A 26,279-nucleotide genomic window follows, 5' to 3' on the forward strand; every position below is an offset into this window, starting at 1 on the left:
ACAGGTGGGCTAACGTATGACTGTGAGTTTTTCTGAGAGTCCTTTGGCCCTGAAGCCCTCATTCCGTTAAGATAGCCCGCTTTTTCAGGTGGGAGTCAGGCAGCATGGCGCAGCAGTATCAACCGGGGCAACGCTGGATCAGTGACAGCGAAGCCGAGCTGGGTTTAGGCACCGTTCTGGCACAGGACGGCCGCTTGTTGACCGTGCTCTACCCGGCCACTGGCGACACCCGCCAGTACGCGCTACGGAATGCGCCCCTCACCCGTGTGCGGTTTTCACCGGGTGACTCCATCACTCACTTCGAAGGCTGGAAGCTTACCGTCCGCGAAGTCGATGACATTGATGGCCTGCTGGTTTACCACGGCCTCAACGGGCAGAGCGAAGTGGTCACCCTGCCGGAAACCCAACTGTCGAACTTCATCCAGTTCCGCCTGGCCAGCGACCGTCTGTTCGCCGGCCAGATCGACCCGCTGGCCTGGTTCTCCCTGCGTTATCACACCCTGGAACACACCAGCCGCCAGTTGCAGTCCTCCCTTTGGGGCCTGGGCGGCGTGCGTGCGCAACCGATCGCGCACCAGTTGCACATTGCCCGCGAAGTCGCCGACCGTATCGCACCACGGGTTCTGCTGGCCGACGAAGTAGGCCTGGGCAAAACCATCGAAGCCGGCTTGGTGATCCATCGCCAATTGCTCTCGGGCCGCGCCAGCCGTGTGCTGATCCTGGTTCCGGAAAACCTGCAGCACCAGTGGCTGGTCGAGATGCGCCGCCGTTTCAACTTGCAGGTCGCGCTGTTCGACGAAGAGCGCTTCATCGAAAGCGATGCCAGCAACCCATTCGAAGACACCCAACTCGCGCTGGTCGCGCTCGAGTGGCTGGTGGACGACGAGAAAGCCCAGGACGCGCTGTTCGCGGCCGGCTGGGACTTGCTGGTGGTCGACGAAGCTCACCACCTGGTGTGGCACGAAGATCAGGTCAGCCCTGAGTATTCGCTGGTCGAGCAACTCGCCGAAACCATTCCCGGCGTGCTGCTGTTGACCGCCACCCCGGAACAACTCGGCCAGGACAGCCACTTCGCTCGTCTGCGCCTGCTCGACCCGAACCGTTTCCACGACCTGCAAGCCTTCCGCGCCGAGAGCGAAAACTATCGCCCGGTGGCTGAAGCCGTTCAGGAGTTGCTGGACAAGGGACGCCTGTCGCCGCAAGCCCACAAGACCATCCACGGGTTCCTCGGCAACGAAGGCGAAGCCCTGTTGGCCGCCGTCAACGATGGCGACACCGAAGCCAGCGCCCGCCTGGTGCGTGAATTGCTCGACCGCCACGGCACCGGCCGCGTGCTGTTCCGTAACACCCGCGCCGCCGTGCAGGGTTTCCCGGAGCGCAAGCTGCACCCGTACCCGCTGCCGTGCCCGGACGAATACCTCGAACTGCCGTTGGGCGATCACGCCGAGTTGTACCCGGAAGTCAGCTTCCAGGCCCAACCGGATGCCAGCGAAGAAGATCGCTGGTGGAAGTTCGACCCGCGCGTCGAGTGGTTGATTGATCAGCTGAAGATGCTCAAGCGCACCAAAGTACTGGTGATCTGCGCCCACGCCGAAACCGCCATGGACCTGGAAGACGCCCTGCGCGTGCGTTCCGGCATCCCGGCCACGGTGTTCCACGAAGGCATGAACATCCTCGAGCGTGACCGCGCCGCCGCCTACTTCGCCGACGAAGAGTTTGGCGCGCAAGTGCTGATCTGCTCGGAAATCGGCAGTGAAGGTCGCAACTTCCAGTTCTCCCATCACTTGGTGCTGTTCGACCTGCCGTCCCACCCGGACCTGCTGGAACAACGTATCGGTCGACTGGACCGGATCGGTCAGAAGCACATCATCGAACTGCACGTGCCATACCTGGAAACCAGCCCGCAAGAGCGCCTGTTCCAGTGGTACCACGAAGCGCTGAACGCGTTCCTCAATACCTGCCCGACCGGCAACGCCCTGCAGCACCAGTTCGGCCCGCGCCTGCTGCCGCTGCTCGAAGAAGCCGACGATGGCGAGTGGCAAGCGCTGATCGACGAAGCCCGCACCGAGCGTGAGCGCCTGGAAGCCGAGTTGCACACCGGTCGTGACCGTTTGCTGGAGCTGAACTCCGGTGGCGCGGGCGAAGGCGATGCGCTGGTGGAGGATATCCTTGAGCAAGACGATCAGTTCGCACTGCCGATCTACATGGAAACCCTGTTCGACGCCTTCGGCATCGACAGCGAAGACCATTCGGAAAATGCACTGATCCTCAAGCCGAGCGAAAAAATGCTCGACGCCAGCTTCCCGCTGGGCGACGACGAAGGCGTGACCATCACTTACGACCGTAACCAGGCGCTGTCTCGCGAAGACATGCAATTCATCACCTGGGAGCACCCGATGGTTCAGGGCGGCATGGATCTGGTGCTGTCCGGCTCCATGGGCAACACCGCCGTGGCGCTGATCAAGAACAAGGCACTCAAGCCGGGCACCGTGTTGCTGGAACTGTTGTATGTCAGCGAAGTGGTTGCCCCGCGCTCACTGCAACTGGGCCGCTACCTGCCGCCGGCCGCCCTGCGCTGCCTGCTCGATACCAACGGCAACGACCTGTCGGCCCGCGTGTCGTTCGAAACCTTGAACGATCAGCTCGAAAGCGTGCCGCGTGCCAGCGCCAACAAGTTCATCCAGGCCCAGCGTGACCAGTTGACGCCACGGATCAACGCCGGTGAAGCGAAGATCCTGCCGCGCCACACAGAACGTGTCGCCGAGGCACAGCGTCGCCTGGCCGCCGATACCGAGGAAGAACTGGCGCGCTTGACCGCGTTGCAAGCGGTCAACCCGACCGTGCGCGACAGCGAACTGGTGGCCCTGCGCAAACAACGCGAGCAAGGCCTGGCCATGCTCGACAAGGCTGCCTTGCGACTGGAAGCGATTCGGGTGTTGGTGGCGGGTTAACAACCCTCCTCCTCCTCCTCCTCCTCCTCCTCCGCTATAAAAAGAAGGCCCGCAGTGATGCGGGCCTTTTGTTTTAGATCAACATCAAAAGATCGCAGCCTTCGGCAGCTCCTACAAGGATTAGCGTAGGAGCTGCCGAAGGTTCGGGCCGCGTTCGGACGATCTTTTGACCTTAAGCAGTCACCGCAGAACCTTCAGGTTCACCCACCGCCACCAACCCTTCCTTCATCCGCTTGGCATCGCGCACGAAACACCGCGAAGCCAGGAACAGAAACACCACGGTGAACAACAGCGCCACCGGAATCAGGTACATCGCGTCATGCAGGCCGACCGCTTTAAACGCCTCAGTCATCTGTTCCGCACCTGCCTCGAGCATCGCCGTGTGGGCAAAGTGATCCGACAAGGCCCCGACCACCACCGGCCCCAAACCGCCGCCCAACAGATACAGCCCGGCAAAGAACAGCGCCATCGCCGTCGCCCGCAACCTCGGCTCGACCACATCCTGTATCGCCGTGTACACGCAGGTGTAGAAGTTGTAGGCGAACAACCAACCCAGGCTAAACACCGCAACAAACACACCGATCTCGATGCGCCCGGAATGCAGCGCCCACGCGGTGCAGACCGTCGAAATCATCAGGCTGAAGGCCGCAAACAACAGCCGCCCGTTGGCAATCCGCTGGTGAATCTTGTCCGCGATCCAGCCACCGAGGGTCAGGCCGACCAACCCGGTCACACCGACAATAACTCCGGTGGCGACCGCGGCATCCTGCAACGGCATGAGAAAGTACCGTTGCAGCATCGGCACCAGAAACGAGTTGCAGGCATAGGTGGCGAAGTTGAAACACAGGCCGGCCATCACCAGCCACAGGAAGGTCGGCACAGCCAATACCCGACGGATCGGCTGATCGATCTTTTCCTGCGACACCTGAACGCTCTCGGCGGCGCCGCGCTTCGGTTCCTTGATGAAAAACATGAAGATCGCGAGGATCAGCCCGGGCACCGCTGCGATAAAGAACGGCGCGCGCCAGCTATCGAAGGCCTTGACCATCGCGCCGATGGTGAAGAACGCCAGCAACAGCCCCAACGGCAGCCCCAGCATGAAGATGCCCATGGCGCGGGCCCGGCGGTGCGCCGGGAACAAGTCGCCGATCAGCGAATTGGCGGCTGGCGCGTAGCTGGCCTCGCCGATGCCGATGCCCATGCGCACGATCAGGAAACTCCAGAAACTGCCCACCATACCGTTGACGGCGGTCAACCCGCTCCACACCGCCAGCCCCCAGCCCATCAGCTTGCTGCGCGAACCGGTATCGGCCATGCGCCCCAGCGGCAAGCCGGCAATGGCGTAGACGATGGTGAATGCCGTCCCGATGATCCCCAACTGGAAATCACTGAGGTGCCATTCCATGCGAATGGGCTCGATGATGATGGCCGGAATGGTGCGGTCGAAAAAATTGAACAGGTTGGCCAGGAACAACAGGAACAGGATGCGCCAGGCATTGGCCGCTTGGGTCGAGTTCTGCATGGGTCCGTCTCTTTTATTGTTTTTGGGGCGTCACTGCCCCCGGACTTTGCAATCTAGACAGGCCGGCTACACCTGTCTTTCATTATTCGCCAGGCTGATACCCCCCCATGGGACGCAACCTGTAGGAGCTTTCGCAGGGCGAGTATTTCGCAGTCCGTCCGGTCGTTGAAAAATACCTTTCACCCCCCCTTCCCAAGCCGTTGGCGAAGCCTAGAATAGCAGCCTTGATTCCCCCCTGTGTCTCCACCCCTCCTTACGATAATCGCCCATGTCCGAAGCCAGTCCGTGTCTGAATTGCGGTGCCTGCTGTTCTCATTTTCGCGTGTCATTTTTCTGGGGTGAATGCGCCTCGTCCGGGGGGACGGTACCCGATGAGCTTGTCGAGCAAATCAGCCCCAGTCGGGTCGCGATGCTCGGCACCGGCTGCAAACCCGTGCGCTGCACCAGCCTGGTGGGAGACGTTGGCAGTACAGTGCAGTGCTCGATTTACGAAAAACGCTCCAGCACCTGCCGGGAATTCGACGCTTCGTGGGTCGATGGCGTGGCCAATCCCGATTGCGACGCGGCCCGTGCCGCTTTCGGCTTGCCGGCCCTGCAACCCGCATTCGAGACGCCTCAGAAGCAAATCGCCTGAGCATTAGCACTAGTCGCTATTGGGCTAATGCCAAAATCATTGAAAGCAATGTGCCACTACCGCTTGCGCCCCACCCATGCCCTCTATACTCCAGGACATTCGCCGACGCTCCTTGCGCCGGCCTGAGGGATAACGATGGGGGCATGCTATGGAGTGGCTTGGTTTGCATTTCATTACCGAGCTACCAGAGAGTGGGCAGGTCGTACTTAATTGCACACATGACCCTTTTCTGGTGCTGCTGGCTTATCTGGTCGCCTGTGTCGGCAGCTTCGCGACACTGGACATCGCCGAACGGGTTGCTCACGCTGAAAAATCCGCTTCCCAGACACTCTGGCGCTGGGTTGGCAGCGGATGCCTGGCCGGCAGTATCTGGGCCATGCACTTCGTCGGGATGCTGGCATTCCAGGCGCCTATCGATCTTCACTACCAACTGCCTGTCACGGTGTTCTCGCTAACCATCGCGCTGCTCGCCGCGTGGCTGGCCATGCATACCCTCAGCCTTCCCGAGCTGAGTTTGCGACAGTGCCTCATGTCATCGATCGGGATCGGCCTGGGTATCGCGACCATGCATTACGTGGGCATGACGGCCATGCACTCCAATGCCTCGGTCTATTACCATCCGGGCCTGTTCGCCCTGTCCATCGTGATTGCGATCGGTGCCGCGCTGGCAGCCTTGTTACTGGCATGGTATCTGCGCGACGGCGCCGGCATGCTGCATCAGCTCATCAAATACTGCGCCAGCCTGTTGCTCGGGGCTGGCATCCTCAGTATGCACCTCACGGCCATGGCCGCCTTCAACCTGGTGCTGCCCGAAGGCAGCCTGCCAGCGCAAACCGGCGAAAACAGCCAACTGCAACTGGCACTGACCGTGGCGGTCATGACCCTGCTGATCATCGGCAGCAGCATCAGCGCGGCGCTGGCGGACAAGAAACTGCAACGCAAGGACCACGACTTGCAACGGGTCAACTCCCTGCTCAGCCAGCTGGACCAGGCGCGCATGTCGCTGCAACAGGTGGCGCACTACGACGCGCTGACCAACCTGATCAACCGCCGCGGATTCAACCAGGTCTTCGCCGAAAAACTCATCGAGAAATCCAGTAAAGGCGGGATGCTGGCGGTCATGTTCCTGGACATCGACCATTTCAAGCGGATCAACGACAGCCTTGGCCACGATGCCGGTGACGAACTGCTCAAAGTGCTTGCCGGGCACATCAAGAGTTCGATTCGCAGTCATGAGGATGTGGTCGCGCGCTTCGGCGGCGACGAGTTCTGCCTGCTCATCGACCTGCATGATCGTGAAGAGGCGCGGCAGATGGCCCAACGCATCATGTTGAAAATGAAGGAGCCCATCGAACTGGCCGGCAGGCGCATGGTCATGACCACCAGCATCGGCATCAGCCTGTTTCCGGAGGACGGCAAGACTTGTGAGGAACTGCTGAAAAACGCCGACCTGGCGCTGTATCAGTCCAAGGGCGGCGGCCGCAACGGCCTGAGCTTTTTCAGCGCCAACCTGAAAACCCGCGCCACACTGGAACTGCAACTGGAAGAAGAACTGCGCCATGCCTTGCGTGAAGACACTGGCCTGATGCTCTATTACCAGCCGATCTATGACCTCAAGACCGGTCAGGTCAGCAAGCTCGAAGCCTTGATTCGCTGGCAACACCCGGTCCATGGTTTCCTCGTGCCGGATCGTTTTATCGCCATCGCCGAGGCCAACGGCCTGATCGCCGAACTGGACAACTGGGTGCTGCGCAAGGCCTGCGAGGATCTGGGCGAGCTGTCGCGCCAGGGTTGTGTAGACCTCAAGATCGCCGTGAATTGCTCGCCCCTGAGCCTGGCGCGCGTAGAACTGGCCGATGAAATCGAGTACGCATTGCGAGCCGCCGGTGTGGAGCCCCACCGGCTGGAACTGGAAGTCACGGAAAACGCCTTGATGGGCAATATCGCCAACACACTGATGTTGCTGCGACAGATTCGTGCCCTCGGCGTGTCGCTGTCAATCGATGACTTCGGCACCGGCTATTCATCCCTGGCCTACCTCAAGCGCTTGCCGCTCAACACACTGAAAATCGACCGCTCGTTCATCCAGGACATCCCCAAGGCCACCCAAGACATGGAAATTGTCCAGGCGATCATCGTCATGGCCCATACCCTGCACCTGCAAGTGGTCACCGAAGGGGTCGAAACCTTCGAGCAATATCAGTTCCTGGAAAACCATGGCTGTGACTTCGCTCAGGGCTATTTGCTCAGTCGGCCGGTGCCACTGGCCGAGCTGCATCCGGTGCTGAACGAAATCAACCAGCGCAAGCACACCTGTACCGTCACGACGTTGAGCCTGGCTCACGGTACATCTGCACTAATGTAGACGGGTCCTTTTCAAGGAAGCCCTGACTGCCATGCAGGCGCATCAACTGCGCGGCCAGACCGCTGATCGGTGTCGCCGAGCCTTGCTCACGGGAAAACTTCACCGCGGTATCCAGATCCTTGAGCAACGTGCGCACGTGCCACTTGACCGGCTCGAAACGGTTTTCCGCCATCTGTGGGGCCAGGATCTGCAAGGGTTTCGAATCGGCAAAGCCGCCGGCCAGCGCTTCGGCGATCAGGCTGGCATCAACCCCGGAACGCTCCGCCAACGCGACCACTTCGGCAATCACCAAGGCATTGCAGGCGACGATCATCTGGTTGCACGCCTTGGTCACCTGCCCTGCCCCGATGCCGCCCATGTGCGCCACACGCTGCCCCAGGTTCAGCAGAACGGGACGAACCCGATCCAGATCCTGTGACTCGCCACCCACCATGATCGCCAGGCTCCCGGCTTCAGCGCCGACCACACCGCCGGACACCGGCGTGTCGAGCCAGCCCATGCCGGTTTTACCGGCGAGTTCTGCGGCCATTTCCCGCGTGGCGTTGGGCTCCAGGCTGGAAAGGTCCACCAGTAACTGGCCTTTTCCTGCTCCCTCCGCAATGCCTGCCGGACCAAACACGACCTCGCGTACGACCGACGTATCCGCCAGGCACAACATCACCACGTCCGCGTGCTGGCACAGTTCGGCGGGGCTGGCGACCTGGCGTGCGCCTGCCTCCACCAGCGGCTTGCACTTCTCCGGATTGCGATTCCATACCGCCAGCGGATAACCCGCGGCCAACAGGCGCCGGCACATCGGCAGCCCCATCAGGCCGATCCCGGCAAACCCTAGCGAAGGTAGCGTTGACATCATTTTGCCTCTTCTTGATTAAAGATCACCAAATATTGGCCGATTCATCATGACTCAGGAAAGGATTCATTCCGAGCAATGCTCAGGCTAAAGACCAAGGCATGGTCCAGGTACGCGCTGAAAAAAGACGCGATTGTATTCCGTGACGGTTCGACGACAGCGAGTCGGCCAACCAATCAGCCCAGGTAGATGGCGAACCATGACTTCTAAAAACAACCCGGCCACTGCAGTAACCGATCTGACGTTGAGCCCCGCGGCCAACAGCCCGTCATCACCGAAGCCATTGACTCACTCCCGCCCGTTGGCGACCCAGCAATACCTGTACTTCACCGAAACCAACACCGACCGCATCCTCGATAACCTCGACGGCCTGCGCGACATGGTGTTCCCGCGCGCTCCGCACCTGGAAGGCGACAGCGAACAGCACAACGATCAGGAATTCCCGTCGGTGTGCCTGATCGGCCTGGGCCGCTGCGGCTCGAACATTGCGCTGGACGTGGCGGAGCTGGTGTACAACGCCCGCAAGTTCTACCTCAACGAATTCAACAACGAAGATCGCCTGTCGCCGGACAAGCGTTTTGCCGAAAAGGGCTACAGCCCGGCCCAGTGGATCCGCAACAACCTGCGCCTGGGCCAGAACAAAAACACCAAGCCGGTGTTTCTGGTCGAGCCGCTGGTGATGCTCGGCGACCTGGACAAGGACATCGCCGGACGCATCCGTTTCTCGCGCAAGGGCGAAAAAAGCGGCTTCCTGCGCGACTACAGCAAGATGAAAATCATGGACTTGTCGGAAGTCCACGCCGGTGGCGCCGGTAACGCGCCGATCCTCGGTCAGTACCTGGCCAAGATCATCCTGAACAAGGACACCCAGCGTTTCTCCAGCCCTGACTGGAAGATGATCCACTCGTACCTGATCGACAGCTGCGGCATCAAGGCCAACCAGTCGCGCCTGTATTTCTCGATCTTCAGTGCCGGCGGCGGTACCGGCTCGGGCATGGCCTCGGAATTCGGCCTGGCCCAGCAGCACTCGTACATGAACAAGACGTTCGACACCAAACCGATGGACGAGCACGACAGCAAGAGCGGCCACGCCTTCGTCTTCGAACCGATCTTCACCAGTGGCATCTGTGTACTGCCGAACATTTCCGATCACCGCAGTGAAATGTCCGAGGCCCTGCACATCAATGCCGGCCGCCTGCTGTGCAAGTACCTGTCGGAAGAGTGGGACTTCTCCTACAACTTCGCCAACGAAGACAGCAGCGAAGCCAGCGTCATGGGCCGCATCCGCCCATGGAACGCGATGATGCTGATCTCCAACGACATCATGCGTTACGCCGAAGAGAACGATGACGGCAATATCCAGAACATTGATGTCAATGCCATGGAAAAGCATGCCAACCAATACATCTCACAGCAGATCTTCAACATTCTGACGGCCCAGGCGGTGACCACCGACTACGACCAGAACTATTTCCGTCGCGCCGGCATCGACATCGGCGAAACCATCCGCCTGGACGCCAACGACCTGTTCATGAGCCTGGCCGGCCCGGTGGCGATTGCCTACGCAGAGTCCGTAGTGCCGGAAACCCCGCCGCCGAGCAGCGACAAATTCAAGGTGTTCGAGAAAGAGCCGCAGCGTCTGAACATCGATGACCTGTTCTTCCGTTCGATCGACCTGCCGCACTTCAACAAGGTCACCCAGGCCATCGAAGGCATCAGCCTGTTACCGATCGAGTCCAAACGCTATCGCGCGTCGCTGGAGCAGTACAAGAACTCGGGTTACGACGCGGCGGCCCTGCACGACCTGCACTTCTTCAAGAATTGCTCGTCGGTGGTGTCGATCGTTTCCTTGCCGAAGGACTACAAGCTGTCCTATATGGATTTGAACCGGTTGAAGACTCACCTCAACAGCCTGTTCCCCAACACCACGCTCAAGCGCTACGCGCTGGTGATCGGTGCCTCGGCCAACCTGTCGCTGACCACCCTGATCGCCAAGAGCCCGTGCCTGTCGGACGACTTCCTGACACTGATCGTGGCCTTCATCAAGCGCTGCTTTGCGAAGTCTGCCTACCGTTTCGACGAAACCCTGGACAACTCGATCCTGGACTTCATCGTCCAGGAGGAATTCGACGAAGGCCGCATCGACGACTTGCTCAACGAATTCGAGAACCCGGCGAAGATCCTCGATACCAACTGGTACGCGATCAAACCGATGTATGAGAAGAAGTACCGTGAGCTGATCAACGACAAGGAAAAATTCGTCTCGATCAACGACATCCGCCTGTCGCGCGACTGTGTGAAGAAAGCGATCAAGTACCTGCGCGAGATCTACCGTCACCGCATTGGCAAGACCAAGGTCATTTCGTTGAACAACCATACGGGCAAGACGGCTTAAACCTGAAAAGATCGCAGCCTGCGGCAGCTCCTACGGGCGTACACCTGGCCCTGTAGGAGCTGCCGCAGGCTGCGATCTTTTTCTTTTATCCACATCCAGAAACAATTGAGCAGCCGTTCAGTTGCCCTCTCAACTGTTCCCGTTACGTTTACGTCACCGTGAAGCTGTGGCCTTTCTCTACGGCAACATGCCATCACGCTACCCGGCTACACACTTTTCCCCCTGAAATGAACGCACTAAACAGGTGCAATCTTTCAAGCCTGCGCCCTTTCCTGGACCAGAATCCACGGCGAAACAACCACGGCCCACAACTGTGGATCACGTTCAAAAAGATCCAGCGCCCGTGTTTCAGAGAGCTTGGCGAGTTTGTCAGCAGCCAGCCAGGCGGCCACTTTCTCCCCTTCATCCTGGGCCACGGCCTCGGCGGCGGCGATCAAATCCAGGCCGGGATCGACCCACAATAGGGCACCCTTGGCGAAGAACGGCTCCAGCTCTTTCCAGGTAATAGATGCGGTTTCACCAAGCAGCTTGGCATAGAGGGTGCTAGGTTCTTGATTCATGGGACTGTCCGGAAAAGAAATCGACGCGAATGATAACGTCGCTGGTCTGGCAGAAAAACCCGGATGCAATTGAGTGACCGAAATGAAAAGCGCAGTAAAGCCAGGGAATGCACTGAATCCGGCTATAAGCCCTTCAACACCCCCGCCGCAATTCTGTCTTTTTCTTTCAATAAAGCGACACCTGCAGGTTTTGCCCCCCGGCGCCGCCTTCCCAGGCTGACAATCGGCGCTCTACACTGTACCGGTACAGTTGCCGGGGGGCATTTCCGGGGGGATGTCGTGGATATCTGACCCGGTTCTGCTGCCATCGGCGCCAGGACTATAAAAACTACAACAGTAAGAGTGGAGCACTATGACTAAGGCTACTAAGCAGATTTCCAAACTGTTTGCCGCTATGGTTCTGGCCGGGGTTGCCAGCCATTCGTTCGCAGCTGACACCATCAAGATCGGCATCGCAGGCCCTAAAACCGGCCCGGTCACTCAATACGGCGACATGCAGTTCATCGGTGCCAAGATGGCCATCGAGCAGATCAACGCCAAGGGCGGCGTCGACGGAAAGATGCTCGAAGCCAAGGAATACGACGACGCGTGCGACCCTAAACAAGCCGTGGCCGTCGCCAACAAAGTGGTCAACGATGGTGTGAAATTCGTTGTCGGTCACCTCTGCTCCAGCTCCACTCAACCGGCTTCGGACATCTACGAAGACGAAGGCGTGATCATGATCACCCCGGCTGCCACCAGCCCGGACATCACCGCACGTGGTTACAAAATGGTGTTCCGCACCATCGGCCTGGACAGCGCCCAGGGCCCTGCTGCCGGTAACTACATCGCCAACCACGTAAAACCGAAAATCGTTGCTGTGCTGCACGACAAACAGCAATACGGTGAAGGCATCGCCACTTCCGTGAAGAAAACCCTCGAAGGCAAAGGCGTCAAGGTTGCCGTGTTCGAAGGCCTCAACGCTGGTGACAAGGACTTCTCCTCGATCATCCAGAAGCTCAAGCAAGCCAACGTCGACTTCGTCTACTACGGCGGCTACCACCCGGAACTGGGCCTGATCCTGCGTCAATCCAAGGAAAAGGGCCTGAACGCCAAGTTCATGGGGCCTGAAGGTGTGGGCAACGACTCCATCTCGCAAATCGCCCAGGACGCTTCCGAAGGCCTGTTGGTGACCCTGCCGAAGTCTTTCGACCAGGACCCGTCCAACAAGGCGCTGGTTGAGGCGTTCGCCGCCAAGAAACAGGACCCGACCGGCCCGTTCGTGTTCCCGGCCTACTCGGCTGTCGAAGTGATCGCCGAAGGCATCAAGGCAGCGAAGAGCGAAGACACCGCCAAGGTGGCTGAAGCCATTCACAAAGGCACCTTCAAGACTCCGACCGGCGACCTGTCGTTCGACGAAAAGGGCGACCTGAAGGACTTCAAGTTCGTGGTTTATCAGTGGCATTTCGGTAAACCAAAGACCGAAGTTTCGCCTCAGTAAACTGGCTCCATAAGTAATAGAGCCCACTGCGCAAGCAGTGGGCTTTGTTTTACGAGGTTAATAGGTCAGAGTCCCGCGATCCGGGAGCTGACTTACCTGAAAATCTTAAAACCGTCACCAGCGGTTCGCTGGCAAACGCTCGTGCGAAGGTGGCTACAGACCACACAGCCCGGGCCGGAACATGACTCCACCAGTGAAATGCGTATCAGGTTTTTAGGAGCGTTGTAATGCCTGAGATCTATCACTTCTTCCAACAGCTGGTTAATGGTCTGACCATTGGCAGCACCTATGCCCTGATTGCCATTGGCTACACAATGGTTTACGGCATTATTGGAATGATCAACTTCGCCCATGGCGAGGTCTACATGATCGGCTCCTACGTGGCCTTCATCGTCCTTGCCGGACTGGCCATGCTGGGTATCCATTCTCTGCCACTGTTGATGACCGCCGCATTCCTGGCGACCATCGTTGTAACCAGTGCCTACGGCTACAGCATCGAACGGATCGCCTACCGCCCCCTGCGGGGCAGTAACCGCCTGATCCCGCTGATCTCGGCCATCGGCATGTCGATCTTCCTGCAAAACTCCGTACTGCTCTCGCAGGACTCCAAGGACAAATCGATCCCCAACCTGATTCCGGGCAGCTTCAGTTTCGGTCCGGGCGGAGCACAGGAAGTGCTGATTTCCTACATGCAGATCCTGGTGTTCGTGGTGACCCTGGTGGTGATGCTCTGCCTCACCCAGTTCATCTCGCGTTCACGCTTGGGACGTGCCTGCCGGGCCTGTGCCGAAGACATCAAGATGGCCAACCTGCTGGGCATCAACACCAACAACATCATCGCCCTGACCTTCGTTATCGGTGCCGCCCTGGCGGCCGTGGCGGCTGTATTGCTCAGCATGCAGTATGGCGTGATCAACCCGAACGCCGGATTCCTGGTGGGCCTCAAGGCCTTTACCGCGGCGGTACTGGGTGGCATCGGCAGCATTCCGGGCGCCATGCTCGGTGGTCTGGTGCTGGGGGTGGCGGAAGCATTCGGTGCCGATATATTCGGTGACCAGTACAAGGACGTGGTGGCTTTCGGCCTTCTGGTTCTGGTGTTGTTATTCCGGCCAACCGGCCTGTTGGGGCGTCCGGAGATTGAGAAAGTATGACTAGGAATCTTAAACAAGCGCTGTTCAGCGCCCTGCTGGTCTGGGCCGTGGCCTATCCGGTACTCGGTCTGAAACTGTCCATCGCCGGCATCAACCTCGAAGTACTGGGTGCCAGTACCTCCACGCTGTTCATCATCACCGCCAGCTCGGTGCTGATGTTCCTGCGGGTGCTGTTCGACAAGCAGTGGAGCACCATGATGAAGTCAGCGCCGAAAGGCTCGCTGGTTTCGCCGAAGGTCAGCCACTTCATGACCCTGCCCAGCACCCAACGCTGGATCATCATGGGGTTGATCGTGGTCGCTCTGGTGTGGCCGTTCTTCGGCTCGCGCGGTGCGGTGGATATCGCCACGCTGATTCTGATCTATGTACTGCTCGGTCTGGGCCTGAACATCGTGGTCGGTCTGGCGGGGTTGCTCGACCTGGGCTACGTCGGTTTCTACGCGGTGGGCGCCTACAGCTATGCGCTGCTGTCGCACTACTACGGCCTGAGCTTCTGGATCTGCCTGCCCATCGCCGGACTGATGTCTGCGACGTTCGGCTTCCTGCTGGGCTTCCCGGTGCTGCGTCTGCGCGGTGACTATCTGGCGATCGTGACCCTGGGCTTCGGTGAGATCATCCGTCTGTTCCTGCGTAACCTGACGGACCTCACGGGCGGACCGAACGGCATCAGCAACATCCCCAAACCGTCGCTGTTCGGTCTGAGCTTCGATAGAACGGCCGCCGAAGGCATGCAGACTTTCCACGAGTACTTCGGCTTGACTTACAACCCGGTCAGCAAGGTGGTATTCCTCTACCTGGTGGCGCTGTTGCTGGCGCTGTTCGCGCTGTTCGTGATCAACCGTCTGCTGCGTATGCCGATCGGCCGTGCCTGGGAAGCCTTGCGTGAAGACGAAATCGCCTGCCGTGCCTTGGGCCTGAACCCGACCGTGATCAAGCTGTCGGCCTTCACCCTGGGCGCCTGCTTCGCCGGATTTGCCGGTAGCTTCTTCGCTGCACGTCAGGGTCTGGTGACGCCGGAGTCATTTACCTTCATCGAATCGGCCACCATCCTCGCCATCGTGGTGCTGGGCGGCATGGGCTCGCAATTGGGCGTGGTCCTCGCGGCCGTCGTAATGATTCTGTTGCCCGAGCTGATGCGTGACTTCAGCGAATACCGCATGTTGATGTTCGGTGCCTTGATGGTGCTGATGATGATCTGGCGTCCTCAAGGTCTGCTGCCCATGCAACGTCCTCACATGGAGCTGCGTAAATGAGCCGCGAGATCCTTAAAGTAGAAAATCTGAGCATGCGCTTCGGCGGTTTGCTGGCGGTCAACGGCGTAGCCCTGAGCGTGAAGGAAAAGCAGGTCGTGGCACTGATCGGCCCCAATGGCGCCGGCAAGACCACCGTGTTCAACTGCCTGACCGGCTTCTACAAGCCGAGCGGCGGCAGCATCCTGCTGGACGGCGAGGCCATCGAGGGCCTGCCCGGCCACAAGATCGCCCTCAAGGGCGTGGTGCGTACTTTCCAGAACGTGCGGCTGTTCAAGGACATGACCGCGGTCGAGAACCTCTTGATCGCCCAGCACCGTCACTTGAACACCAACTTCCTGTCCGGCCTGTTCAAGACTCCGTCATTTCGCAGAAGCGAACGCGAGGCCATGGAGTACGCCGAGTACTGGCTGGAAAAGGTTCACCTCAAGGAGTTCGCCAACCGTCCGGCCGGCACCCTGGCCTACGGTCAGCAACGTCGCCTGGAAATCGCCCGCTGCATGATGACCCGTCCGCGGATCCTCATGCTCGACGAACCGGCCGCCGGCCTGAACCCAAAGGAAACCGAAGACCTCAAGGCGCTGATCAGTGTGCTGCGTGAGGAGCACAACGTCACCGTGCTGCTGATCGAACACGACATGAAACTGGTCATGAGCATTTCCGACCACATCGTCGTGATCAACCAGGGCACCCCCCTGGCCAACGGCACGCCGGAACAGATCCGCGACAATCCTGAAGTGATCAAAGCCTACCTGGGGGAAGCGTAAATGCTGCAGTTCGAAAACGTTTCCACCTTCTACGGCAAGATCCAGGCCCTGCACAGCGTCAACGTCGAAGTCCGTCAGGGCGAGATCGTGACCCTGATCGGCGCCAACGGTGCCGGCAAGTCGACCCTGCTGATGACGCTCTGCGGTTCGCCGCAGGCCCACAGCGGCAGCATCCGCTACATGGGTGAGGAACTGGTCGGTCAGGACTCCTCGCAGATCATGCGCAAGAGCATCGCCGTGGTACCGGAAGGTCGTCGGGTGTTTTCCCGCCTGACCGTGGAAGAAAACCTCTCCATGGGTGGTTTCTTCACCGACAAGGGCGATTATCAGGAACAGATGGACAAGGTCCTCGGACTTTTCCCACGCCTGAAAGAACGCTTCGCCCAGCGTGGCGGCACCATGTCCGGTGGCGAACAGCAAATGCTCGCCATCGGCCGTGCGCTGATGAGCAAGCCCAAGCTGTTGCTGCTCGACGAGCCTTCCCTGGGCCTGGCACCGATCATCATCCAGCAGATCTTCGACATCATCGAACAGCTGCGCAAGGACGGTGTGACGGTGTTCCTGGTCGAGCAGAACGCCAACCAGGCGCTGAAAATCGCTGACCGCGCCTACGTGCTGGAGAACGGCCGGGTGGTGATGCAAGGCACCGGCGAAGCACTGCTGACCGACCCGAAAGTGCGCGAAGCGTACCTCGGTGGCTAAACCATTGCGTTAAACAGAAAACGGCCTTCGGGCCGTTTTTTTATGCCTGCGTACATTCCTGTAGGAGCTGGCTTGCCAGCGAATGCGCTTTCACATTCAACGATGATGTTGGCTGATCCACCGTCTTCGCTGGCAAGCCAGCTCCTACAGGGCGCGTGTGAGGATTACAGCCGATCCAGCACCTCCCCGCTGCGCTTGAACCACCCGATCAAATAATCCGCCAGTACCTGCGTGCGCTTGGGCAAACCGCCCTGATACGGATGCACCAGATACATCGGCATGCTGCGGGTCTGATAATCGCGCAGCAGCCATCGCAAACGCCCGTCCGCCAGCTCCGTTGGCAAACAGTAGGACGGCAGGCGCGCAATACCGGCACCGACCAGTGCGGCTTTCTTCAACAGGTTGTAGTGGTTGCTGGCGAACGGCCCCGACACCCGCACCCGCAACAATTCATGCTGCTGGTGATACAGCCATTCTTCGCGGCCGCTGTAATGGCTGTTGAGCAGGCAGCGATGTTCGGCCAGCGCCTGGGGCGTTTGCGGCTCACCGTATTGTTCCAGATAAGCCGGACTGGCACAGGTCAGTTCTTGCCACGCCAGCAACGGACGCGCCACCAGTCGCTGGTCAATCGCCACGTCAGAACGAATCGCCAGATCGAAGCCGTCGCGGGACAGTTCGCGGTAGCTGTTGTTGAGCTCCAGCTCAATCTGCACCTGAGGGTATTTGGCGGAGAACTCCAGCAACAACCCATCGAAGAAGGTTTCCCCGAGCGACACCGGCACCGTCATCCGCACCGGACCGGCCATGTCGTCCTTCAGACGCGCCAGGGCCTGACGCGCCCGCTCGACTTGCACCACCAGCGCCTGTGCCTGGGGCAACAACGCAGCACCGGCGGCGGTCAGGCTCAAGCGGCGGGTGGTACGTTGCAACAGCACCACGGAAAACTGCGCTTCTAGCTGGCTGATGCGCTTGGACAGCTGGCCTTTGCTGCAACCGAGCTGCTGCGCCGCCAGGGTGAAACTTCCCGCTTCGATCAATACGGCGAACGCGGCCAGGTCATCCATCTCGCTCATGGATTGTTTCCATTTGAAAACCAAAGGTTGCCTATTAGTGCGCTTATCTACGGAAAAAACCACCCTAAACTGATACCTCGTTCAACCCATACGAGGATCAGCCCCCATGAAAATTCTTTTGATCGGCGCAAACGGCACCATCGGTTCGGCAGTCGACAAGGAACTGTCGCAACGCCACGAAATCATCCGGATTGGCCGTAACAGCGGCGATTTTCAGGTGGACATCAGCGACAGCACCTCGATTCGCAAACTGTTCGAGCAGACCGGCAAATTCGATGCACTGGTGTGTGCCGCCGGCAACGTGACCTTCGCACCGCTCAATGAGATGACCGAGGAGAGCTTTACCCTGGGCCTGAAAGATAAACTCATGGGCCAGGTCAACCTGCTGTTGATCGGCCGCGAGTTCGCCAATGACGGCGCATCGTTCACCTTCACCACTGGCGTGCTCAGTCACGATCCGATTTACAGCGGCGCGTCGGCAGCCTTGGTCAACGGAGCGTTGGACAGCTTCGTCCGCGCCGCCGCCATCGAACTGCCGCGCGGTCTGCGGGTGAATTCGATCAGTCCGAACGTGCTGGTGGAAGCCATGGGCAAATACGCGCCGTACTTCCGTGGCTTCAAGCCGGTTCCTGCAGCGGATGTTGCATTGGCCTACGCCAAGAGCGTGGAAGGGTTGCAGACCGGTCAGACCTTTCACATCTGAAGACCGAAGCACACAGGTTGTGACAGTGCCTGTACATAGTGGAGGCAATAACGGGTTGTGATGAACGGTCAGCCTGAGTAACGTGGCGACACTTGTCAGGAGACCCCAAGATGCGTGTTGCCCGTTCCCTAGTCCTCGTTGCCCTGCTTCCGCTGTTCGCCGCTTGCCAGTTGTTCGAGGGTGAACGGCAGAGCGACTCCCACGTCGGCCAGACACGCATGCAAGGCCAGCTGACCGCGGCGGACGGCAAGCTGCTGTTCCAGCCGTGCAACCAGGCAAACCGCTATGTGGTCAACGACACGGGTGGTACCAGCGTCCTGCAGCAGGCGGCAAACCTGGCGGACAAGCAGGGCAAACTGTTTGCCGACGTGCGTGGGCGGGTTGTGGCCGGCAGCGGTGGTGACGGTCAGGTCGATCTGGAGCAGTTGTACCGTGTCGAGCGCTCAGGCACCGCGTGCGACGATCCGAACTTCAAACTGCTGATCCTGCGCGCCGCCGGCCATACGCCGGAATGGAACGTCAAGGTCAGCGGCAAAGGCATGGTCATTGACCGCGCCGGCCAGCCTCCCCTCGCCGTGCCCTACGTGGAAGAGCAACTGGGCGATGGCCGTTTCAACCTCAGCACCGAAGCCAATAACCAACACATCGAACTGTGGGTTGCGCCGCAACGTTGCGTCGACAGCAGCACTGGCAGCATCCAGCACATGAGTGCCGAGCTGCGCGTTGACGGCCAGGTCCAGCGTGGATGCGGGTATTTCGGCGGCTCGCGCGACGACTGATTCGACGAGAGGCGGTTTTTGCCTCACTGGGCATTGCCTTTGGGGCTTATAATCGCGGGCTTCAAACGCCCTGGCGCAGTTGTGCGCCCCGCGAACCGGATCCTGCCATGTTACGAATCACCGAACTCAAGTTGCCGATCGACCATCCCGAAGAAGACCTGCGCCCTGCCATCGTGCAGCGCTTAGGGCTTGCCAGCGATGACCTGCTCGATTTCACCTTGTTCAAGCGCAGCTACGATGCGCGAAAAAAGTCCTCCGAGCTGTGCTTCATCTACACCATCGACCTTGAAGTTCGCGATGAGGCTTTGGTCCTGCACAAGTTTGCCGATGACCGTAACGTCAACGTGGCGCCTGATGTCAGCTACAAAGCGGTAGGCCAGGCACCGGCCGACCTGAGCGCGCGGCCGATCGTCGTCGGCTTCGGCCCGTGCGGGATTTTCGCCGGGCTGCTGCTGGCGCAAATGGGCTTCAAGCCGATCATCCTCGAACGCGGCACCGAAGTACGCCAGCGCACCAAGGACACTTGGGGCCTGTGGCGCAAAAGCGTGCTCAACCCGGAATCCAACGTGCAGTTCGGTGAAGGCGGAGCAGGGACATTCTCCGACGGCAAGCTCTACAGCCAGATCAAGGACCCGAAATTCCTCGGTCGTAAAGTCCTGCACGAATTCGTCATGGCCGGTGCCCCGGAAGAAATCCTCTACGTCAGCAAACCGCACATCGGTACGTTCCGTCTGACCGGCGTGGTGGAAAACATGCGTGAGCAGATTCGCGCCCTGGGCGGTGAAGTGCGCTTCCAGCAGCGTGTCACCGACGTGCTGATCGAAGACGGACAACTGGTCGGCGTCGAACTCAATGGCGGCGAACAGATTCATTCGAAACACGTGATCCTGGCCCTTGGCCACAGCGCCCGCGACACTTTCCGCATGCTCCACGGCCGTGGTGTGTTCATGGAAGCCAAGCCGTTCTCGGTGGGTTTCCGCATCGAACACCCGCAGTCGCTGATCGACCGTGCGCGCCTGGGCAAGTACGCCGGCCACCCGAAACTGGGCGCCGCCGACTACAAACTGGTGCACCACGCCAAGAACGGCCGCTCGGTCTACAGCTTCTGCATGTGCCCGGGCGGTACTGTGGTGGCAGCGACTTCCGAGCCGAACCGCGTGGTCACCAACGGCATGAGCCAGTACTCGCGTAACGAGCGCAATGCCAACTCCGGTATCGTCGTTGGCATCACGCCGGAAGTCGATTACCCGGGCGGCCCGCTGGCCGGTATCGAGCTGCAGGAGCGCCTGGAATCCCACGCCTTTGTGCTGGGCGGCAGCAACTACGAAGCCCCGGCGCAACTGGTCGGCGATTTTATCGCGGGCAAACCGTCCACCGAACTGGGCAGCGTCGAACCGTCCTACAAGCCGGGCGTAGCCCTGGGTGACCTGGCGTTGGCACTGCCGGCGTTCGCCATCGAAGCGATTCGCGAAGCCCTGCCGGCGTTCGAGAAGCAGATTCGTGGTTACTCGCTGCACGACGCGGTGTTGACCGGCATCGAGACCCGAACCTCCTCACCGCTGCGCATTACCCGTAACGAGTCGTTGCAGAGCCTGAACGTGAAAGGCCTGTTCCCGGCCGGTGAGGGTGCCGGTTATGCGGGCGGGATTCTGTCGGCGGGTGTTGACGGGATTCGGATTGCAGAGGCTGTGGCTCGGGACATCCTCGGCCTGGAGGCTTAAGCCTTAGAGCAAAAGATCGCAGCCTTCGGCAGCTCCTACAGGATTTACACCATTCCCTGTAGGAGCTGCCGAAGGCTGCGATCTTTTCATTTGTGTCAGATATTGGCGCGCAACACGCTAGCCGGCAGCGCCTCACCCCGCTCCACCGTCGCCGCTACCGCAGCCATCAAACCACTCAACTCATATCCCTGAGCCTTGAGCCAATCCTGATCGTAATAGGTTGTGGCGTAGCGCTCGCCGCTGTCACACAGAATCGCCACCATCGACCCCGTCTCCCCCTGCGCCTTCATGTGCTGAGCGGCCATCAGTGCGCCGATCAGGTTGGTCCCGCTCGACCCGCCCACATGGCGTCCCAAACGCTCCGCCAGGTAGTGCATGGCCGCCAGTGACAAGGCATCCGGCACCTTGACCATCGCGTCGATCACCTTGGGCAGAAACGACGCCTCCACACGCGGCCGGCCGATACCTTCGATCCGCGAGCCGTGGTCCAGTCGCAGGCTGGCATCGCCGGTCTGGTAGTAATCGAAGAACACCGAACGCTCGGCATCGGCACACAGCACGCGGGTGCAATACTGGCGATAACGCACATATCGGCCCAGGGTGGCCGTGGTGCCCCCGGTACCGGGACTGGAAATCAGCCAGCTCGGCTCGGGATGCTGCTCGAAACGCATCTGATGAAAGATCGACTCGGCAATGTTGTTGTTCGCCCGCCAGTCGGTGGCGCGCTCGGCGTAGGTGAACTGGTCAATGAAGTGCCCGTCGTTTTCGCGGGCCAGTCGTTCGGACTCGGCGTAGATCTGGGTCGGATCGTCCACCAGGTGGCTTTGGCCGCCATAGAAGGCGATTTGCGCGATCTTTTCTTTCGAGGTAGTCGCCGGCATCACCGCAATGAACGGCAAGCCCAGCATGCGCGCGAAGTATGCTTCGGAAATCGCCGTGGAACCGCTGGAAGCCTCAATGACCGGCGCTCCTGGCTTGAGCCAGCCATTACACAGCGCGTACAGGAACAGCGAACGGGCCAGTCGGTGCTTGAGACTGCCCGTGGGGTGGCTGGATTCATCCTTGAAGTACAACTCGATGCCTGGAAAACCCGGCAGCGGCAAGGGGATCAAGTGGGTGTCGGCGCTGCGCTGGAAATCGGCTTCGATGATCCGGATCGCTTCGCGGGACCACTGTCGGTTGTCGCTCATGATGGTTTTCTCGTTGAATCGGGCAGGGGTCGGCCTTTTATCGAGGCTCATCCAACAAGCTTAGGAAAAAACCTACATCCAGCACAGGTACAGCTGAGGTCCAATACGCCCGGCAACTGCTAGGCTCTGCTCGGTACTGGCGGTTCACTCTGTAACGGCATATAACAAAAAAGAATATAACTTTTGTTTTAACAACTAACAGTACTTGTTAGGGTGTAACACCTTTTGAATTCACGGATGGAGAGCGACCTTGCCTCTGCGTAGCACTTTCACGCGTTTCTTTCAGTTGGAAGCTGCCAGCGGTCTGTTACTGATCGCCGCTGCCGTTCTGGCTCTAATCATCAACAACTCGCCGCTGTCGTGGCTGTACAACGGCCTGCTGGACACCCCCGTGGTGGCGCAGATCGGCGCGCTTAAAATCGCCAAGCCGTTGCTGCTGTGGATCAACGACGGCCTGATGGCGCTGTTTTTCCTGCTGATTGGCCTGGAAGTGAAGCGCGAAGTCCTCGACGGCCAGTTGTCCAAACCGTCGCAAATCGTCCTGCCTGGCGCGGCGGCGATTGGTGGCATGGTAGTGCCGGCGCTGATCTACTGGTACCTCAATCGCGACACGCCACCGGCCCTCAACGGCTGGGCAATCCCGACCGCTACCGACATCGCCTTCGCCCTTGGTGTGCTGGCGCTGCTGGGCAAACGCGTTCCGGTCTCGCTGAAACTGTTCCTGATGACCCTGGCGATCATCGACGACCTCGGCGCGATCATCATCATTGCGATCTTCTATTCCGGTGCGCTGTCGACCCTGTCCCTGGCGCTGGCCGCGGCCTGTATTGCCGCGCTGATCGGGATGAACCGGCTCGGCGTGGTCAAGCTCGGGCCCTACATGATCATTGGCTTGATTCTCTGGGTCTGCGTGCTCAAGAGCGGTGTCCACGCCACCCTGGCCGGTGTAACCCTGGCTTTCTGCATTCCGCTGCGCACGAAAAATGCCGAGCCCTCGCCATTGCTGACCCTGGAACACGCCCTGCACCCGTGGGTCGCCTACGGCATCCTGCCGCTGTTCGCGTTTGCCAATGCCGGCCTGTCCCTGAGCGGTGTCACCGTCGAAAGCTTCACTCACCACGTCCCCATGGGCATCGCCATCGGGCTGTTGCTGGGCAAGACCGTCGGTGTCTTCGGCCTGACCTGGCTGGCCGTGAAAACCGGTATCGCCGCCCTGCCCCAAGGCGCCAATTGGGGCCAGATATTGGGCGTGGCGATTCTCTGCGGCATCGGCTTCACCATGAGCCTGTTTGTCGGCTCGCTGGCCTTTGAGCCGGGCGTGAGTGATTTCGCCGGGATGGACCGCATGGGGATCCTGACCGGTTCGATTCTGGCCGCGCTGATCGGTTATGGGGTGACGGCGATGGCGAGCCGCAAGAACTCCAGCCTGGCATCCTGATAAACCGCGATAACGCCTGGCGCCAATCAAGACTCGTCTCAGCCAAAAACAAAAAACCCGATCAGTCACCTGATCGGGTTTTTTGTTTATCCGGTGTTTGCGCTTAGTGCGAAACGCGGCTGGTGCCATTCACACTGGCGATGCGCACACGCTCGCCAACACGGAACACCTCGTTCGGCTGAACTTCCTGAACGTAGGCGCGCATGCTGCCATCGTCTTCGCGCACGGTGATTTCCACGCCCTGGGTGCGGGTCAGGCCTTCTTCAGCGGCCGAACCGAGCAGACCGCCGGCCACAGCACCGATGACGGCAGCAACGACGCTGCCTTTGCCACCACCGATGGAGCTACCGCCAACGCCGCCGACCACTGCGCCTGCAGCGCCGCCGATCGGGGTTTTGGTGCCTTCGATTTTCACCGGACGCAATGCTTCGATGGTGCCCATGCGAACGGTCTGCACACGACGCGCCTCGTCACGGGAGTAGGAGTCACCGGTCAGGTTCGATTGGCAACCAGTGAGCAACATCGCCATCGTGGAAAAGGAAGCAACCAGCAGAACAGACTTACGCATAGCATCAACTCCAAAGAAACAGATATTCATTAAACTCCGCAGCTTGACGCCTGTCACGGCACCGCCCGGGTAAAATTGGTTTGATTCAGGCTCCGTTAAGGCGCCTCCACGAACTCACACAGTAGCGGCAAAATCGGAAAACTGCCCCACTGGCCAAGGATTTTCATGGACTACTTTATCATTTTCGTTACTACCGTCGCTGGTCTGTACTTCCACGGATGGTTGTACGTACGGATCAAACGCTGGATGGACCGCGACCTGGCGCTAGCGCTGGCGGGCAAGGACGAGCAGAAAAAAGCCTTCATGCTCGAACAGTTGGCGAGCGCTCAGGTGCAGAAGATCAAGCGTCGAGACCTGCCGAAGTGGCTAGAGGCCGCTGCGGCAGGCTATCCCGGTAGGTAAACGGCTCAGGGGGCCAGACGTTCAAGAATCCAGCCGGTGCCCTGCTGGCGGTAATTGAGGCGGTCGTGCAGGCGGCTTGGGCGGCCCTGCCAGAATTCAATGCGCTCCGGCAGCAGGCGATAACCGCCCCAGTGTTCCGGGCAATGCGGCTGGGTGTCGCTGAAACGGTGCTCGGTGTCCTTGAGCAACGCTTCGAGCGCGCCACGATCGGCGATCACACGGCTCTGCGGCGATGCCCAGGCCCCCAGGCGACTGCCCAGCGGACGGACCTGATAATAGGCGTCGGACTCCTCAGGCGTGACCTTCACCACCCGCCCTTCGATGCGCACCTGGCGCTCCAGCGCCGGCCAGAAAAACGTCATGGCCGCGAACGGATTCACGGCCAGGTGCTGGCCCTTGGCGCTGTCGTAGTTGGTAAAAAAGGTGAAGCCCTGTTCGTCCAGGCCCTTGAGCAACAAAATGCGACAGTGCGGTCGACCGTCCTGGTCAACGGTAGCCAGGGTCATGGCGTTGGCTTCCACCGGCGCCTGTTCGGTTTTCACCGCGTCGGCGAACCACTGGTGGAACAGCGCAAACGGCTCGGCCGGGGCTTGTGCCTCGGTCAGGCCGTCACGGGTGTAGTCACGACGCATATCAGCCAGGCCCTGGGTCATGGCGCATTCCTTTTGGTTAACGAATCACTGCTTTGCAGTATCGGTGGCGGCGCCTTTCTTGTCAGCCGCGGAGGCTTTGGCTGGCGTGGTCTTTTTCGCCGGCGTTGCGGTTTTCGCAGGTGATTTCTTGGCCGGAGCTTTTTTGGCTGGCGCTTTTTTCGTGGTCGGGACGGTCGCTTTTTTCGCAGCCGGGGCCGGTGTCACAGGCTTGGCGACCGGCTTGACATCAGCGGCAGTGACCTTGCTCACAGGGGCCGGCGCCGGCATGTTGTACTTGCTCAGCAGTGCGACCATGGTGTTTTGCGGGGTCACCAGCAGCTCCACGCGGCGGTTCAACGCACGCCCTTCCGCGCTGTCGTTGGCGGCGCGCGGCGCATCACCGCCCAGGCCACGCAGCATCAGGCGATCACGCTGCAAACCACTGAGACGGAAAATCGCCGCGACGGCCTGGGCACGTTCCTGGCTCAGCTTGACGTTGGCAGACGCCGCACCGGACGTATCGCTGTGGCCGAGGATCAGGACCGCGGTCTGTGGATCGGCTTCAAGGATTTTGGCAATGCGGGTAAACGGACCGAGTGTGACCGGCAGCAGCATGGCCGGACGATCAGGGTTGAACGAGCCTTCGACCGGCGCAGTCACCACCAGCACGTTTTCACGGCGCTCGAGTTGCAGGTTGCTGCCCTTGACCGCCTCGCGCAGGCGCGGTTCGTAGTCGTCAAGCCAGGCCTGGGTGACTTTTGGATCTGGCATCGGCACAGCCTTGGCGGCGCTCTGCTTGCTGCCGCCGAACGGCCACCACCACTTGCTGCCGCTATCGGTTTCGGCCTTGGCCACCGCAACGGGTTTGACTTCAGGTTTCACCTCCGGCTTGGCCGCAGGCTTGCCGGCGCTCTCGTCGGAACCGAATGGCCAGTACCAATGGCTGCCACTTTCAGTCTTGGCAACGGGGGCTGTCGCATCTCTCTGTGGAGTCTGTGCGCAACCGGTAATAGCGAAGCACAGGGCCAAGGCGAGGGTTTTATTGGATGACATTGGATATCCACAAAAATGAAGTCAAAAAAATCAGGCCACATCGGCCCGTATAAACAAACGCTTTGAAACTGGAAAGGCAATCGGGTTCCAGCA

22 protein-coding genes are annotated in these 26,279 nt (G+C 59.9%); 14 read left to right on the forward strand and 8 right to left on the reverse strand.

Features of this window, described 5'->3' with window-relative positions; translation table 11 throughout:
• Positions 1-104: 104 nt before the first annotated feature.
• The gene (gene rapA, locus AC1D19_RS16845; protein WP_477763844.1) at positions 105-2,951 is read left to right on the forward strand and encodes an RNA polymerase-associated protein RapA; all 2,847 of its coding nucleotides are present in this window, start codon (positions 105-107) and stop codon (positions 2,949-2,951) included.
• Between the two features lie 172 nt (positions 2,952-3,123).
• Here the strand turns inward: rapA and AC1D19_RS16850 are convergent, their stop codons facing one another.
• Entirely contained in the window at positions 3,124-4,473 is a 1,350-nt protein-coding gene (locus tag AC1D19_RS16850; protein ID WP_477763845.1) for a spinster family MFS transporter, read from the reverse strand.
• 268 nt (positions 4,474-4,741) lie between these two features.
• Here AC1D19_RS16850 and AC1D19_RS16855 point away from each other — a divergent pair, with 268 nt between their 5' ends.
• Both AC1D19_RS16855 and AC1D19_RS16860 read left to right on the forward strand, forming a co-directional pair.
• Positions 4,742-5,107, forward strand: a complete 366-nt coding sequence (locus AC1D19_RS16855; RefSeq protein WP_150727609.1) for a YkgJ family cysteine cluster protein — start codon at positions 4,742-4,744, stop codon at positions 5,105-5,107.
• Between the two features lie 148 nt (positions 5,108-5,255).
• Positions 5,256-7,472: a putative bifunctional diguanylate cyclase/phosphodiesterase gene (locus AC1D19_RS16860; RefSeq protein ID WP_477763846.1), complete on the forward strand. Its 2,217-nt coding sequence runs from the start codon at positions 5,256-5,258 to the stop codon at positions 7,470-7,472.
• On the opposite strand, the gene AC1D19_RS16865 is transcribed toward AC1D19_RS16860, so the two are convergent.
• Complete coding sequence (locus AC1D19_RS16865; protein ID WP_477763847.1) at positions 7,429-8,325, reverse strand: NAD(P)-dependent oxidoreductase; 897 nt, start codon at positions 8,323-8,325, stop codon at positions 7,429-7,431. The genes AC1D19_RS16860 and AC1D19_RS16865 overlap by 44 nt on opposite strands.
• A gap of 196 nt (positions 8,326-8,521) precedes the next feature.
• On the opposite strand from AC1D19_RS16865, the gene AC1D19_RS16870 reads away from it, so the two are divergent.
• Complete coding sequence (locus AC1D19_RS16870; RefSeq protein ID WP_477763848.1) at positions 8,522-10,717, forward strand: hypothetical protein; 2,196 nt, start codon at positions 8,522-8,524, stop codon at positions 10,715-10,717.
• A gap of 254 nt (positions 10,718-10,971) precedes the next feature.
• On the opposite strand, the gene AC1D19_RS16875 is transcribed toward AC1D19_RS16870, so the two are convergent.
• Complete coding sequence (locus tag AC1D19_RS16875; protein WP_046043985.1) at positions 10,972-11,277, reverse strand: DUF2288 domain-containing protein; 306 nt, start codon at positions 11,275-11,277, stop codon at positions 10,972-10,974.
• Between the two features lie 352 nt (positions 11,278-11,629).
• Here AC1D19_RS16875 and AC1D19_RS16880 point away from each other — a divergent pair, with 352 nt between their 5' ends.
• The 5 genes from AC1D19_RS16880 (at position 11,630) to AC1D19_RS16900 (ending at position 16,627) form a co-directional block, all read left to right on the forward strand.
• A complete protein-coding gene (locus AC1D19_RS16880) occupies positions 11,630-12,757 on the forward strand; it encodes a branched-chain amino acid ABC transporter substrate-binding protein (RefSeq protein ID WP_477755256.1) in 1,128 nt (375 codons plus the stop codon).
• Positions 12,758-12,984: 227 nt separating this feature from the next.
• A complete protein-coding gene (livH, locus tag AC1D19_RS16885; RefSeq protein WP_046043982.1) occupies positions 12,985-13,908 on the forward strand; it encodes a high-affinity branched-chain amino acid ABC transporter permease LivH in 924 nt (307 codons plus the stop codon).
• Positions 13,905-15,161: a high-affinity branched-chain amino acid ABC transporter permease LivM gene (locus AC1D19_RS16890; RefSeq protein WP_310056572.1), complete on the forward strand. Its 1,257-nt coding sequence runs from the start codon at positions 13,905-13,907 to the stop codon at positions 15,159-15,161. The genes livH and AC1D19_RS16890 overlap by 4 nt, the downstream gene beginning before the upstream one ends.
• On the forward strand, positions 15,158-15,925 hold the full coding sequence (gene livG / locus AC1D19_RS16895; protein ID WP_116262161.1) for a high-affinity branched-chain amino acid ABC transporter ATP-binding protein LivG: 768 nt from the start codon (positions 15,158-15,160) through the stop codon (positions 15,923-15,925). Before AC1D19_RS16890 ends, livG begins: the two co-directional genes overlap by 4 nt.
• The gene (locus AC1D19_RS16900; RefSeq protein WP_046043979.1) at positions 15,926-16,627 is read left to right on the forward strand and encodes an ABC transporter ATP-binding protein; all 702 of its coding nucleotides are present in this window, start codon (positions 15,926-15,928) and stop codon (positions 16,625-16,627) included.
• 164 nt (positions 16,628-16,791) lie between these two features.
• On the opposite strand, the gene AC1D19_RS16905 is transcribed toward AC1D19_RS16900, so the two are convergent.
• Positions 16,792-17,700, reverse strand: coding sequence for a LysR family transcriptional regulator (locus AC1D19_RS16905; protein ID WP_046041267.1), 909 nt, complete (start codon positions 17,698-17,700; stop codon positions 16,792-16,794).
• A 106-nt stretch (positions 17,701-17,806) separates the two neighbouring features.
• Here AC1D19_RS16905 and AC1D19_RS16910 point away from each other — a divergent pair, with 106 nt between their 5' ends.
• The 3 genes from AC1D19_RS16910 (at position 17,807) to AC1D19_RS16920 (ending at position 20,903) form a co-directional block, all read left to right on the forward strand.
• On the forward strand, positions 17,807-18,403 hold the full coding sequence (locus tag AC1D19_RS16910; protein WP_477752960.1) for a short chain dehydrogenase: 597 nt from the start codon (positions 17,807-17,809) through the stop codon (positions 18,401-18,403).
• 110 nt (positions 18,404-18,513) lie between these two features.
• Entirely contained in the window at positions 18,514-19,182 is a 669-nt protein-coding gene (locus AC1D19_RS16915) for a COG3650 family protein (RefSeq protein ID WP_477752961.1), read from the forward strand.
• 107 nt (positions 19,183-19,289) lie between these two features.
• Positions 19,290-20,903, forward strand: a complete 1,614-nt coding sequence (locus AC1D19_RS16920; protein WP_477763849.1) for an NAD(P)/FAD-dependent oxidoreductase — start codon at positions 19,290-19,292, stop codon at positions 20,901-20,903.
• A 95-nt stretch (positions 20,904-20,998) separates the two neighbouring features.
• On the opposite strand, the gene AC1D19_RS16925 is transcribed toward AC1D19_RS16920, so the two are convergent.
• Positions 20,999-22,096 carry a PLP-dependent cysteine synthase family protein gene (locus AC1D19_RS16925; protein WP_477763956.1) on the reverse strand — a complete coding sequence of 366 codons (1,098 nt, stop codon included), beginning with the start codon at positions 22,094-22,096 and terminating at the stop codon, positions 20,999-21,001.
• A gap of 247 nt (positions 22,097-22,343) precedes the next feature.
• On the opposite strand from AC1D19_RS16925, the gene nhaA reads away from it, so the two are divergent.
• On the forward strand, positions 22,344-23,531 hold the full coding sequence (nhaA, locus tag AC1D19_RS16930) for a Na+/H+ antiporter NhaA (RefSeq protein WP_477763850.1): 1,188 nt from the start codon (positions 22,344-22,346) through the stop codon (positions 23,529-23,531).
• Between the two features lie 103 nt (positions 23,532-23,634).
• On the opposite strand, the gene AC1D19_RS16935 is transcribed toward nhaA, so the two are convergent.
• A complete protein-coding gene (locus AC1D19_RS16935) occupies positions 23,635-24,099 on the reverse strand; it encodes an outer membrane lipoprotein (protein WP_111281476.1) in 465 nt (154 codons plus the stop codon).
• Between the two features lie 165 nt (positions 24,100-24,264).
• On the opposite strand from AC1D19_RS16935, the gene AC1D19_RS16940 reads away from it, so the two are divergent.
• A complete protein-coding gene (locus tag AC1D19_RS16940; RefSeq protein ID WP_477752964.1) occupies positions 24,265-24,501 on the forward strand; it encodes a hypothetical protein in 237 nt (78 codons plus the stop codon).
• Positions 24,502-24,506: 5 nt separating this feature from the next.
• Here the strand turns inward: AC1D19_RS16940 and pdxH are convergent, their stop codons facing one another.
• Together pdxH and AC1D19_RS16950 are read right to left on the reverse strand one after the other, a co-directional pair.
• Positions 24,507-25,154, reverse strand: coding sequence for a pyridoxamine 5'-phosphate oxidase (pdxH, locus tag AC1D19_RS16945; RefSeq protein ID WP_477763851.1), 648 nt, complete (start codon positions 25,152-25,154; stop codon positions 24,507-24,509).
• Between the two features lie 24 nt (positions 25,155-25,178).
• Positions 25,179-26,186, reverse strand: coding sequence for an OmpA family protein (locus tag AC1D19_RS16950; RefSeq protein WP_477763852.1), 1,008 nt, complete (start codon positions 26,184-26,186; stop codon positions 25,179-25,181).
• Positions 26,187-26,279: the final 93 nt, after the last annotated feature.

The organism is Pseudomonas sp. P1_C12 (assembly GCF_056406435.1).